At 71.8% G+C, this 11,495-nt stretch carries 11 protein-coding genes and 1 pseudogene; 4 read left to right on the forward strand and 8 right to left on the reverse strand.

All coding sequences use genetic code 11. The annotated features are described in order from the left end of the window. Nucleotides 1-879, reverse strand: an 879-nt coding sequence (locus V7793_RS25240; RefSeq protein ID WP_336010229.1) for a serine/threonine-protein kinase, incomplete at its 3' end; no start/stop codon positions are given. A gap of 144 nt (nucleotides 880-1,023) precedes the next feature. On the opposite strand from V7793_RS25240, the gene V7793_RS25245 reads away from it, so the two are divergent. Continuing rightward, a complete protein-coding gene (locus V7793_RS25245) occupies nucleotides 1,024-2,328 on the forward strand; it encodes a PspC domain-containing protein (RefSeq protein WP_336010230.1) in 1,305 nt (434 codons plus the stop codon). Further along, nucleotides 2,315-2,527 carry a hypothetical protein gene (locus V7793_RS25250; RefSeq protein WP_336010231.1) on the forward strand — a complete coding sequence of 71 codons (213 nt, stop codon included), beginning with the start codon at nucleotides 2,315-2,317 and terminating at the stop codon, nucleotides 2,525-2,527. Before V7793_RS25245 ends, V7793_RS25250 begins: the two co-directional genes overlap by 14 nt. 361 nt (nucleotides 2,528-2,888) lie before the next feature. Here V7793_RS25250 and V7793_RS25255 read toward each other — a convergent pair. From V7793_RS25255 to guaA, 6 genes and pseudogenes are all read right to left on the reverse strand, one after another. After that, nucleotides 2,889-3,338 (reverse strand): annotated as a pseudogene (locus tag V7793_RS25255) (DoxX family protein); the annotation flags it as partial. A 160-nt stretch (nucleotides 3,339-3,498) separates the two neighbouring features. Next, the gene (locus tag V7793_RS25260; RefSeq protein ID WP_336010233.1) at nucleotides 3,499-4,536 is read right to left on the reverse strand and encodes a L,D-transpeptidase; all 1,038 of its coding nucleotides are present in this window, start codon (nucleotides 4,534-4,536) and stop codon (nucleotides 3,499-3,501) included. A gap of 230 nt (nucleotides 4,537-4,766) precedes the next feature. After that, nucleotides 4,767-5,561 (reverse strand): class II aldolase/adducin family protein, encoded by a 795-nt coding sequence (locus V7793_RS25265; protein WP_336010235.1) that lies wholly within the window; start codon nucleotides 5,559-5,561, stop codon nucleotides 4,767-4,769. An 80-nt stretch (nucleotides 5,562-5,641) separates the two neighbouring features. Beyond that, complete coding sequence (locus tag V7793_RS25270; protein WP_336010237.1) at nucleotides 5,642-6,559, reverse strand: alpha/beta fold hydrolase; 918 nt, start codon at nucleotides 6,557-6,559, stop codon at nucleotides 5,642-5,644. Between the two features lie 121 nt (nucleotides 6,560-6,680). Further along, on the reverse strand, nucleotides 6,681-7,292 hold the full coding sequence (locus V7793_RS25275; protein WP_336010238.1) for a Uma2 family endonuclease: 612 nt from the start codon (nucleotides 7,290-7,292) through the stop codon (nucleotides 6,681-6,683). 138 nt (nucleotides 7,293-7,430) lie between these two features. Continuing rightward, nucleotides 7,431-9,032: a glutamine-hydrolyzing GMP synthase gene (guaA, locus tag V7793_RS25280; RefSeq protein WP_336010240.1), complete on the reverse strand. Its 1,602-nt coding sequence runs from the start codon at nucleotides 9,030-9,032 to the stop codon at nucleotides 7,431-7,433. A 329-nt stretch (nucleotides 9,033-9,361) separates the two neighbouring features. On the opposite strand from guaA, the gene V7793_RS25285 reads away from it, so the two are divergent. Next, nucleotides 9,362-9,679 (forward strand): chorismate mutase, encoded by a 318-nt coding sequence (locus tag V7793_RS25285; protein WP_336010243.1) that lies wholly within the window; start codon nucleotides 9,362-9,364, stop codon nucleotides 9,677-9,679. A gap of 719 nt (nucleotides 9,680-10,398) precedes the next feature. On the opposite strand, the gene V7793_RS25290 is transcribed toward V7793_RS25285, so the two are convergent. Further along, nucleotides 10,399-10,746, reverse strand: coding sequence for a hypothetical protein (locus tag V7793_RS25290; protein WP_336010244.1), 348 nt, complete (start codon nucleotides 10,744-10,746; stop codon nucleotides 10,399-10,401). 94 nt (nucleotides 10,747-10,840) lie between these two features. Between V7793_RS25290 and V7793_RS25295 the strand changes: the two genes are divergently transcribed. Further along, on the forward strand, nucleotides 10,841-11,495 hold a 655-nt coding region (locus V7793_RS25295), incomplete at its 3' end, for an LAETG motif-containing sortase-dependent surface protein (RefSeq protein WP_336010246.1).

Below are 11,495 nucleotides of genomic sequence, written 5' to 3' on the forward strand. Positions count from 1 at the left end.
GCGGCGCTGCTCCGCCGCGGGCATGTAGGCGGTGTCCGACTCGGCGGCGGGCTCGCGCAGGATCTGCTCGGCCAGGTCGGCCGGGGGCCGTACGGCCGGGTCCTTCGCGAGCAGGGTCTCGATGAGGCGGGTGAGGGCGCCCGCGCGGCGCGGCGGCTCCAGGGGGTCCATGGCGATCGCGTAGGCCGTCTCGACGGCCGTGTCCTTGCGGAACGGCGGGCGGCCCTCCAGCGCCTGGTACAGCGTCGCGCCGAGGGCCCACAGGTCGGACGCCGGGCCGGGCTTGGCGCCCTTGACGCGCTCGGGCGCGATGTAGTCGATCGAGCCGACCATCTCGCCGGTCTTGGTGAGGGTGGAGGTGCCGGTGGACTGGGCGATGCCGAAGTCGGTGAGGACGACGCGGCCGTCGTGGCCGAGCAGGACGTTGCCCGGCTTCACGTCGCGGTGCAGCACGCCGGCCGCGTGGGCCGCACGCAGGGCGGCGATCATGCCGCGGCCGATGCGGGCGGCCTCGTCCGGGGTGACGGTCCCGTGCTTGAGGACGTCGCCGAGCGTTCTGGAGGGCACGTACTCCATGACGATGCAGGGCAGGCCCCGGTCGTCGACGACGTCGTGGACGACGACCACGTTGGGATGGTTGATCCGGGCGGCGCTGCGGGCCTCGCGGCGGGTGCGCTCGTAGAGCGTGGCGAGCTCGTCGTCGTCCAGGTACGGCGAGACGTGGATCTGCTTGAGCGCGACCTGCCGGTCCAGCAGCTCGTCCTGGGCGCGCCAGACCGTGCCCATCCCGCCGCGGCCTATCCGGTCGACGAGGCGGTACCGCCCGGCGACCAGCCGACCGGTGTCCGGCCCCGGCCCGGACACCGCCTGTCCGGACACTGACCCATCCACCCCGAAGCCCTCCGGTTCCCCTGCTGTGCTGTGTCGCGACACGATATACGGCGCCTTCTCAGGGGCGATCTCAGGGAACGGCCAGGGTTGCCGGGTGTGCCACAAGCGCGTTCCGATTGACACCATGTCCATATGACCGACACACCCAACACCCAGGACGCGCATCAGGCGGGTCCGGTTCACGGTGATCCGCAGGACGCCCGGCCCCCGCTGCGGCGCAGCCGGGAGCACAAAGTGGTGTCCGGCGTGTGCGGCGGCCTCGGCCGCTTCTTCGACGTCGATCCCGTGATCTTCCGGGTGGTGCTCGGTGTGCTGGCCGTCTCCGGCGGCCTGGGTCTGATCCTCTACGGCTTCGCGTGGCTGCTGATCCCCCTGGACGGGGAGGAGGAGAACGAGGCCCGCAGGATGCTCTCGGGCCGGGTCGAGGGCCCGGCGCTGACGGCGGTGCTGTGCGCGCTGGTGGGCTGCGGCCTGTTCCTGTCGATGCTCAACAACAGCGCGGTGATGTCGTTCGCGCTGATGCTGACCATGGTGATGGCCGGGGCGGCCTACTGGTCGTACCACCGGCACGAGCCCGAGGCCGAGGCGGCCGTCGCCGCGGCCCAGAAGGCGCAGAAGACGTCGGCTCCCCCGCCCGAGACCAAGGCCCCGCCCGCCCCGGGCGGCCCCTCCTGGTGGCGCGACCCGATCATCAAGGACGGCACGACGGGCCCGCTGGGCGCCGAGACCGGCTATCTGTGGGGTCCGGACGACGAACCGCAGGACGGGCGCGAACGTCCCCCGGCCCGGCTCCGCCCGGCCCGCGCCGGTACGCCGCTCGGCGGCTGGACGTTCCTGACCGCCGTCGTCGCCTTCTGCCTCGGCGCCGGCCTCACCTGGCGCCACCACCCGCTCGGCACCTGCCTGGAGGCCGGCCTGGCCTGTGCGCTGGCCGCCTTCGGCCTGGGCATCGCCGTCAGCTCCCGCTACGGGCGCACCGGCGGCGGCACGGTCGTCGCCGCCGTCCTCACCGGCGCCCTGCTGGCGGGCGCGGCCGCCCTGCCCAAGTCCGTCTCCACGGACTGGACGCGCACCACCTGGCGCCCGGACGCCGTCGCCGCGGTACGCGGGGAGTACCGGGTGGGCAGCGGCGTGGGCGTGCTCGACCTCACCGGCCTGGCCTGGCCGCGGGCCGGCACGGTCGCCACCCGCGCGGAGGTGGGCGCGGGCCAGCTCAAGCTGGTCGTCCCGGAGGACGTCACGGCGCGGATCACCCTGGACGTGGGCGTGGGCGACATCCGCCTGCCCGGCGAGGCGCGCGACGACGTCGACGTCCGGCCGGGGCAGAAGAAGCGGATGACGCTGGAGCCTCCGTCCGGGAAGCCGTCCCGGGGAACGCTGGAGGTCCTGCTCAAGGTCGGTATCGGTCAGGTGGAGGTGGACCGTGCGTCGTCATGACTTCGAGCCGGGGAAGCTGGTCGTCGGGCTGGTCCTGCTGGGGTGCGCCGTCGCGTATCTGGGGGCGGCCCGCGGGGATCTGCACTTCCCTTCGTACGTGCTGCTGCCGGTGCTGGGAGCGGGCTTCTGCCTGGCGGGCGTGGTGTCGTCCGTGGCCTTCACCCTCCGCCGGAAGAAGGACACGGACCGGGAGCGGTAGCCGCTCGCGGTCGGCACCGGCCCGCCCCTGGCAGCGCGGGCACCGGCCCCACTACTGACGGACATTGACGGGCACTGACGGGCGCGGGCGCACGGTGGCGGCTCCCCGCCTCCGACGCCCACGGCCGGCTCACGGCCGGCCTGCGGCCTACCGCTTACGCCCGGCCGGACCCACGCGGCGCCTTGCCGGACGGCTTGGCCGTGGACTTGGCCGCCGGCTTCGCGGACGGCTTCCCCGGCGACTTGGCGGCAGGCTTTCCGGACGGCTTTCCGGACGGCCTCGCGGGCGCCTTCGCGGGAGACTTGGCCCGCGGCTTGCGCGAGGGCTTCCGCGCCGGCTTGCGGGATGCCCGCAGCGGCCCCGCGTCCACCGACCACACCGGCGCCCCCGCCACCACCAGCGGCAGCCACGCCATCAGGTAGATCAGGTCGTTGCCGTAGAAGTACGGCGTCGTCTGCCAGCTGACGGTCAGCCAGAGGCTGAGGGATATGAGCGCGCCGCCGGCCGCGGCGACGCGGGCGAATATGCCGAAGAGCGTCCCGACGCCCACCGCGAACTCGCCGAGGCCCATCGCATAGCCGAAGCCCTCGGGGTTCTTCAGGGCCAGGTCGACCAGGCCCGGAACGGCGGACGAGCCGCGGACCGTACGCATCAGCTCGCCGATCGAGCCGGGCCCGCTGTCCGCCAGGAAGCCGGAGTCCGTGATCTTGTCGAGGCCCGCGTAGATGAAGGTGATGCCGAGGAAGATACGCAGGGGCAGCAGTGCGTACTGCGCGCTGTCCCCCTGCTTTCCGCGCCCGATGAAGCCCATGGCGTCCGCCGCCTCTCCGTTCCGTCCTGGTCGTCATCCGAACCATACGGACGGGAGGCGGAACGCGTTCAGCCCTGTGGATAAACCTGGGTACCAGGGCAGGTCCCGAGGTCAGAGCCCCGCAGCGGACCGCCGCGAGGGCAGCGAGGGCGGCGGGTGGTCAGGCCCCGGTGCGGACGCCGAGGGCGCTGCCCTCCAACCACTCCTGCCAGCTGATGTTCCAGTCGCCGTAGCCGTTGCCGAAGCGGTCCATCGGCTTCGGCCTGGTGCTGCCGGTGACCTGGACGACGTCGCCCTTCAGGCTCAGCCCGTACAGCCACTTGGCGTCTTCCGTCGACATGCCGATGCAGCCGTGGCTGACGTTCTCCTTGCCGAACGACTCGGCGTTGTCGGGGGCCGCGTGCACGTACTCGCCGCTGATCGTCTCGCGCATGCTGTAGTCGTACGACCCGAAGAAGCCGTCGGGGTGGTTGCGCGGGATGCCGATGGAGAGCGAGTCCATGACGACCCGGCCCTCCTTGGCGAGGATCGTCTTGATGCCCTCGCGCGTCCCGAAGCCCTTGCTCTCATCGCCGCCGCTGACCGGGATCGTGCGCAGCGTCTTGCCGTTGCGGACGACGGTCAGCTTGCGGGCCTTGAGGTCGACGGTGCTGACCATCGAGTCGCCGACGGTGAAGGAGACCGTGCGGTCGCCGGCGGCGGCCGTGCCCTCGGCGAGCTGCACGCCCGCCAGCCGGGCGTCCAGAGTGACCTTGGTCCCGGCGGGCCAGTACTTCTCGGGACGGAAGTGGACCCGGGTGTCGCCCTTGGTCTCGTTCCAGTGCCAGGCGCCCGGGACCCGCGGCGAGGTGGAGATCTTCAGCCGGCCCTCGATGCCCGCGCGCAGCTCCTTGGAGACCTTCTGCTGCTTGAAGACCAGGGCGACGGGCTGGCCGACGCCGACCTTCTCGCCGTTGGCGGGGGCCATCTCGGGCCGGACGGTCCGCGCGGCACCGGGCAGCATCTTCGCCGCCGGCGCGGGCTTCTCGGTCACGGGGGCCGCCGAGGGCGAGGCCGAGGACGCCGACGATCCGGACGGCGAGGACGCCTTCCGGCCCGCCTTCTCCTCGGCCTCCGCACCGCCGCCGCATCCGGTGACGGCCAGGCCGGCGAGGGCCAGGGCAGCGGACAGCCCGACGCAACGGGAGAGGCGGCGCATGGTTCTCCTACCAGGTTCTGATCATCCGGGCGCGACGGCGCCCTCCGGGCATGCAGGAGCCGAGGCGGCTACGCCCCGGCTCCTGACCATCGTAAGCAGGGCGAATGCCCTGAAACGGCGCCCGGAAGAACGAGCGACCCCCGCCGACAGGAGGGGGTCGCGGGCTCTCCTGGGCCGCCGGCCTCTCCCGGGTCGCGGGCGGCCCTCCCGGGTCGCGGGCGGCCTCCCCGTCAGCCCAGCAGCTCCGGCTCGCTCCGCGTGATCTGCTGGTACAGCGGCTGGTAGTTGATCCACGCCGCCAGGTCGTTGCCGAGCTGACCGCGCGTGTGCCGTGCGCTCGCCTGGTCGATGAGGACGGGCTTCCCGGCCGCCTTCGCCGCGAGCTGCACCTGGCAGGAGCGCTCCATGGTGATGAACCACCACGCGGCCGCGTCCACGGAGTCGCCCACGGTCAGCAGCCCGTGATTGCGCAGGACGACCGCCTTGTGCGGCCCGAGCGCCGTGGCGATCCGGCGCCCCTCCTCCTCGTCCACCACGACGCCCGTGTAGTCGTCGAAGAGGGCGTGGTCCTCGTAGAAGGCGCACACGTCCTGGGTGATCGGCTCCAGCAGCTCCCCCAGCGCGGACAGCGCCCGGCCGTACGTGGAGTGGCTGTGCGCGGCGGCGACGACGTCGGGCCGGGCCTTATGGACCTGCGAATGGATCGCGAACGCCGCCTGGTTGACGTGGTACCGGCCCTCGACGACCTGTCCCTTGTGGTTCACGAGGATCAGATCGCTCACGGTGACGTGCTTGAACGACATCCCGAACGGGTTGACCCAGAAGTGATCGGTGAACTCGGGGTCGCGCGCGGTGATGTGCCCCGCGACCCCCTCCTCGAACCCGAAGCGCCCGAAGAGCCGCAGCGCCGCCGCGAGCCGCTCTTTGCGGTGCCGCCGCTCCTCCTCGACGGTGTCGTGCTTCGGCGGCATGGCGAAGTGGAGCTGATCGGCGGGGATCGGTTCCGGTGCTGTTGCCTGCGACATGGCGGTGCTCCTCCGGTCGTTCCGTTCCGTTCCGTGGCTACGGAACGGAAGCTACCGCCGGGTACCCGCCGGGAACAGGCCTACGACGCGGCAGGCGCCGCCGACGCGGCCGCGGCGTGCTCCAGGATCGCCTCGGCCAGCGGCATCAGGCACTCGCGCGGCAGCGCGTGCCCCATGCCCGGCATCGCCACCGTCCGGGCGTTGCCGATCACTTGGGCGATGTGGCGGGGGTGGGACGGCGGGAAGACGGGCTCGGCGGAGGCGTCGGTCACCAGCGTGGGAACGGTGTTGCGCGCCAGCTCCTCCGTACGCTCCATGCCGGAGTGGTCGGCACGGCCGTGGGCGGTGGAGACGTCGTAACGCCCCGCGTGCTCGATGATCACCCGCTCGCGCTCGCGCATCTCGTCGGCGTGGAAGGGGAGTTCCTCGCCGCTCAGCAGCCGCCAGTGCGCCACGCGCCGGTCGAGCTCGGCCTCCGGGCCGTGGTCCTCCACCGGCTGGGCCCACATCTCCAGGACGCGCGGATCGATGCCGGGCAGGTCGGCGACGGCGGTTTCCGTGCCGTCGGCCTCGACGAGCGGCCTCCCGCTCAGCGCGCAGGTGCCGATGAGGGTGGCGCTGAGGATGCGGTCCGGGTGATCGGCGAGCAGCAGCTGCGCCAGCATGCCGCTGAGCGACATGCCGACGATGTGGGCGCGCTCGACGCCGTGGGCGTCCAGGACGGCGAGGGCGTCGTCCGCGAGGTCGGTGATGCGGTAGGGCTGCTCGTCGTAGGACCAGGTGGAGCGGCCGGCGTCGCGGTGGTCGTAACGGATCACGCGGTGACGGGCGGCGAGGGCGTCGACGAACTCCTCGGGCCAGGCGAGGCCGGAGGCCTGCGCGCCCATGATGAGCAGCAGGGGCGGGGAGCCGGCGGCCTCCCCGCCGCGCCCTTCGCTCCAGAGGCGGACGCCGGGGGCGACGTCGACGGTGAGGGTTCGGGGTTCGGTCCGGGGCATGGCGGGTCCCTTCCTGGGGTTCGTGTGCGGGTGCGGCCTCAGAAGGGAAACGATACGTCTCGTCTCGCGATTGCACCAGCCCTCGGGCCTCTCCGCGGAGAGGCCCGAGGGAGTCGCGACCCTACGGGCGACCGCGGCGACGCTGGTTGATCGAGGAGAGGTCGATGTCGATATCGAACGGAACCGACAGCTTCAGCCGACCATGAAAGATGCCGCTCGGAACATACGATCGAGTTGCCGGATCGAGCTCATAGACATAGACGACCGGAAGCCCCTCGTTCTCCTCCACACGCCAGTAATGAGGAATGCCTGCGGCTGCGTACTTGCGAGGCTTGACCTCGCGATCACGTGCGACGGAGTCTTCGGACACAACCTCCACCGCGAGGACGACGTCCTCCGGCTTGAGCCAGGTTCCTTTCGGACCGGTGTCCGCCCCGGTCGGCACCACCAGGAGATCCGGGTCCGGGCGGTTTCGCCTGTCCAGCCTGACGGTGAACTCCCGGAAGACGTCAAGCTCTTCCGGCGCCTGCTCCAGGAGGAGGTTCTCCAGCAGCCGCATGGTCCGGAAATGGAACTCGGTCTGCGGACTCACGAAGACGAGGCTCCCGTCGATCAGCTCAGTGTGCCGCGGCAAGTTCGGGAGCCGGTCGAGGTCATCAGCCGTCCAGCCCCCCGGCGGGGGAACCGGATAGTTGTACTGCTCGTCCAGCTCGAACTCGGGTGCGGCACTCATGATTGCTCCCATGCGACGGAGTCTCGCCCGTGCAGCCAGCGTACCCACCACAAACGCCGGTGCCGCTGCCCAAACGAATGAGCGGCGGCACCGGCGTTCGACCTGCGGGCCTGTTCGGCCTGTGGGCCTACGGGAGGACTACTCCCACTCGATGGTGCCCGGCGGCTTGCTGGTCACGTCCAGCACCACGCGGTTCACATCGGCGACCTCGTTCGTGATGCGGGTCGAGATGCGGGCCAGCACCTCGTACGGCATACGGGTCCAGTCGGCCGTCATGGCGTCCTCGGACGAGACGGGGCGCAGCACGATCGGGTGGCCGTACGTGCGGCCGTCGCCCTGGACGCCGACCGAGCGGACGTCGGCCAGGAGCACGACCGGGCACTGCCAGATCTCGCGGTCCAGGCCGGCGGCGGTGAGCTCCTCGCGGGCGATGGCGTCGGCCTCGCGCAGCAGGTCGAGGCGCTCCTTGGTGACCTCGCCGACGATGCGGATACCGAGGCCGGGGCCCGGGAAGGGCTGGCGCTGGACGATCTCCTCCGGCAGGCCGAGCTCCTGGCCGACCATGCGGACCTCGTCCTTGAAGAGCTGGCGGAGCGGCTCGACGAGCTCGAACTCCAGGTCCTCGGGGAGGCCGCCCACGTTGTGGTGGGACTTGATGTTGGCGGTGCCGGTGCCGCCGCCGGACTCCACCACGTCGGGGTAGAGGGTGCCCTGGACCAGGAAGGCGACGTCCTCGCCGCCGGCGCCGGCCTCGGCCACGATCTCGGCCTGGGCCTGCTCGAAGACGCGGATGAACTCACGGCCGATGATCTTGCGCTTGGCCTCCGGGTCGGAGACGCCGGCCAGGGCGTTCAGGAATCGCTCCTGGGCGTCGACGACCTTGAGCTGGACGCCCGTCGCGGCGACGAAGTCCTTCTCGACCTGCTCGGTCTCGCCCTTGCGCATCAGGCCGTGGTCGACGTACACGCAGGTCAGCTGGGAGCCGATGGCCTTCTGGACGAGGGCCGCGGCGACCGCGGAGTCCACGCCGCCGGACAGGCCGCAGATGGCGCGCTTGGTGCCGACCTGCTCGCGGATGGCGGCGACCTGCTCCTCGATCACGTTGCCCGTGGTCCAGGTCGGCTCGATGCCCGCGCCGCGGTAGAGGAAGTGCTCCAGGACCAGCTGGCCGTGCGTGGAGTGCATGACCTCGGGGTGGTACTGGACGCCGTAGAGCTTCTTCTCGTCGTTCTCGAAGGCGGCGACCGGCACGACGTCCGTGGAGGCGGTGACGGTGAAGCCCTCGGGGGCCGCCGAGCAGGCGTCGCCGTGCGACATCCACACCGACTGCTCCGCCGGGGTGCCCTCGAAGAGGGTCGAGCCGGTCTTGGAGACGTGCAGGGGGGTGCGGCCGTACTCGCGCGCGCCGGTGTTGTCGACGGTGCCGCCGAGCGTGGTGGCCATCAGCTGGAAGCCGTAGCACATACCGAAGACGGGGACGCCGGACTCGAAGAGGCCGAGGGCGTCGTCGAGGCGGGGGGCGCCCTCCTCGTACACGGACGAGGGGCCGCCGGAGAGGATGATCGCCTTCGGCTTCTTGGCGAGCATCTCGGCCACGGGCATCGTGCTGGGCACGATCTCGCTGTAGACCCGCGCCTCACGGACTCGGCGGGCGATGAGCTGGGCGTACTGCGCGCCGAAGTCGACAACGAGCACCGGCTCCGCGGTGTTGTCGTGGGCGGCGGGGGGTGCTGCTGACACGGGAGCGGCCTTCCGGCGGTGGAGGAGGGGGTCTGTATTTGTCGATTCTACCGGGGCGCCGGTGCTTGCTTTTGTCTCACCATCCGAAACCCGGCCGGACCGGCGCTGGCCCCGGCGGCGCCCGCGGGCCATACTGTCCCCCATGCGCAAGCACCAGACCTTCGTCTTTACCTATGGCAACCGGCCCGTCCGGCTGCCATGGTCGTGCTGCTTGAGCAACTGACAAGCGACTTCCACAGGCGCCCCGGGCCGACAAGGCCCGGGGCGCCTGTCGTTTTTCCCGGGTCCTGTCGCTCCGGGGGGCCGCCGCCCTTTTTGGAGGATCAGACATGAGCACCCCCACCATCACCGCCACCGCCACCGCAGCCCGCCCCGCGGCCGAGACCGGCGCCCGGACCGACGAGGCCGCCGGCGTGATCACCGGCGCCCGGCAGCGGATCGACGATCTCGACGGCAGGATCATCGGCCTCATCCAGGAACGGATGGCCGTCTCGGCCGTGATCCAGCACGAGCGCATCACCTCCGGCGGGCGCCGGGTGAACCTCTCCCGCGAGATGGAGATCATCGGCCACTACAGCGACCAGCTCGGCAAGCCGGGCACCGCGCTCGCCATGACGCTGCTGGAGCTGTGCCGGGGCCGCATCTGACTCCTTCCGGCCCTGCCGCGGCTCCCCGGGGGCCCTGGGGATCTGTACAGGTGCCGCATGCGGGTTCGGACCGCCGGGCCGTCACATCACCCGGACGGCGCGTGACCGCCCGGCGGCCCGCTTCGTTGAGCCGGGTGCCCGCGCCATCCAGGAGCGGCCCACCTGAAATCCACGCGTGGTTTCCGCCCCTGTTCACCTGGGCGCCCGGCACCGACAGGGCGGATCCACCGGAGTGTGAGACGTGCGAGTGCGCGCGTCGTGGGACCTCACTCCGGTGCCGGTGACCGGTCAGCAGGGGACAGCAGCCCGGTTGCCACCGAAAAGACGGTCGGTTCCGGGGACGCCTGGAACCGACCGTATCCGGTCGAAACGGTTGCGCCGGGTCCGGCCCATCCCGCACGATGCCAAGAGAGCACCAACCTCCTGGTCCCGAACCGCCATTGGTCGAACCAGTGAGGTCGTACGCCCCCGCACCACCCGTACGCCCGCACCACATCCCATGACCAGCGGCGCTCCCCCCGGCGCCGCTCCGCGGCACCGACCTCGCCCTGACCTCGGTGCCGGCAGTCAAGGGCCCCGAGGCCGCCCGCACGCCCCCGCGGAGGCGGCCCGGGGCCCTTCGCCGTTCCCGCGGCCCCGAGTGGCCCGGCAGCCGCCTGTGACGTCGGTCACCCGCCCACCCTCGGCGACCGGGCCGTCACCGCTCCCCCCTACGATGCTCATGTACGTGCCAACCAGCACGGCCACACCGCGACTTCCCCCCACCGCGACGGCCTTTTCCACTCCGCATCCGGATGGGGTATTTCCATGAAGCTTCGCCGCGCGCTGGCAACCGCCGCCGCCACGGCCGTCATCGGCCCGGCCACGGTCCTCGCGGCTCCCCACGCCTTTGCAACGGGGGACGGGCCGGCCACGACGGCATCCTCGGCCTCGGCCTCCACGTCCGCATCGGCGTCCGCATCAACCTCGGCGTCCTCTTCCGCATCGGCCTCGGCGTCCTCCTCGGCCTCCGCGTCCGCATCCGCCGGCCGCTCGCCCAGCCCTTCCTCCAGCCCTTCCTCCAGCACCTCGGCCTCCTCGCCCGCGCCCGGCGCGTCGAAGAGCTCCGCCCCGGCCTCGCCGGCCGAGGACCCGTGCCGCGCCCACACCGAGGAGAAGTGGGTGACGACCGAACTCCGCGGCCTGCCGCGGGAGATCGTCGCCGGTTCCGGCTGGCACGCCTTCACCTACCGGGCGGCCAACACGTCCGGCAGGGTCATCGCGTCCCTCTCCGCCTCGATGGAGCTGTGGTCCTGGGACCGGCAAAACCTGGAGAACGAGACCACGAAGTACATCACCGTGCAGTGGTACAACTCCGGTTCCCGCCGGTGGGAGCCCATGCCCGCCGACTACGGCTACTTCGCCGAGACGCGCAACCTCAAACCGCGCGCGTTCGCGGAGGCGTCGCTGCGCCTGAAGGTCGACGCCAAGGCGCCGGCCGGCTTCGGCGGGGCGTTCCAGACGGGCTTCTTCTCCGACCGGAGCCGCACCTGCGGCTACTCGGCCGGCGCGTACTACTACTTCGACGTCCTGGCCGCGGGCAGCAAGCCCACCACGGGCGAGGACTCCAAGGGCACGACCACCAGGCCCGGGAAGGCCGTGACGACGGTGGTGGACAAGCGGGCCCCGAAGGGCGGCCTGTCGGACCTGCCGGCGACGGGCGAGCTGGCCACGACCGGCGCGTCGTCCTCGACCCCGCTGCTCCTGGGGGTCGCCGGTGCTGCGGTCGTGGTGGGCGCCGGGGCGGTGGCCGTCGCACGGCGCGGGCGCGGCTCGC

Origin of the sequence: Streptomyces sp. KLMMK, assembly GCF_036961605.1 — a bacterium.
Classification (GTDB): Bacteria; Actinomycetota; Actinomycetes; order Streptomycetales; family Streptomycetaceae; genus Streptomyces; species Streptomyces telluris.

Coding starts and splice junctions, on each gene's coding strand:
- V7793_RS25275 (WP_336010238.1), bottom strand. CDS start 7,292: ATGAGTGCCGCACCCGAGTTCGAGCTGGACGAGCAGTACAACTATCCG.
- V7793_RS25285 (WP_336010243.1), top strand. CDS start 9,362: ATGAGCACCCCCACCATCACCGCCACCGCCACCGCAGCCCGCCCCGCG.
- V7793_RS25270 (WP_336010237.1), bottom strand. CDS start 6,559: ATGCCCCGGACCGAACCCCGAACCCTCACCGTCGACGTCGCCCCCGGC.
- V7793_RS25245 (WP_336010230.1), top strand. CDS start 1,024: ATGACCGACACACCCAACACCCAGGACGCGCATCAGGCGGGTCCGGTT.
- V7793_RS25265 (WP_336010235.1), bottom strand. CDS start 5,561: ATGTCGCAGGCAACAGCACCGGAACCGATCCCCGCCGATCAGCTCCAC.
- V7793_RS25260 (WP_336010233.1), bottom strand. CDS start 4,536: ATGCGCCGCCTCTCCCGTTGCGTCGGGCTGTCCGCTGCCCTGGCCCTC.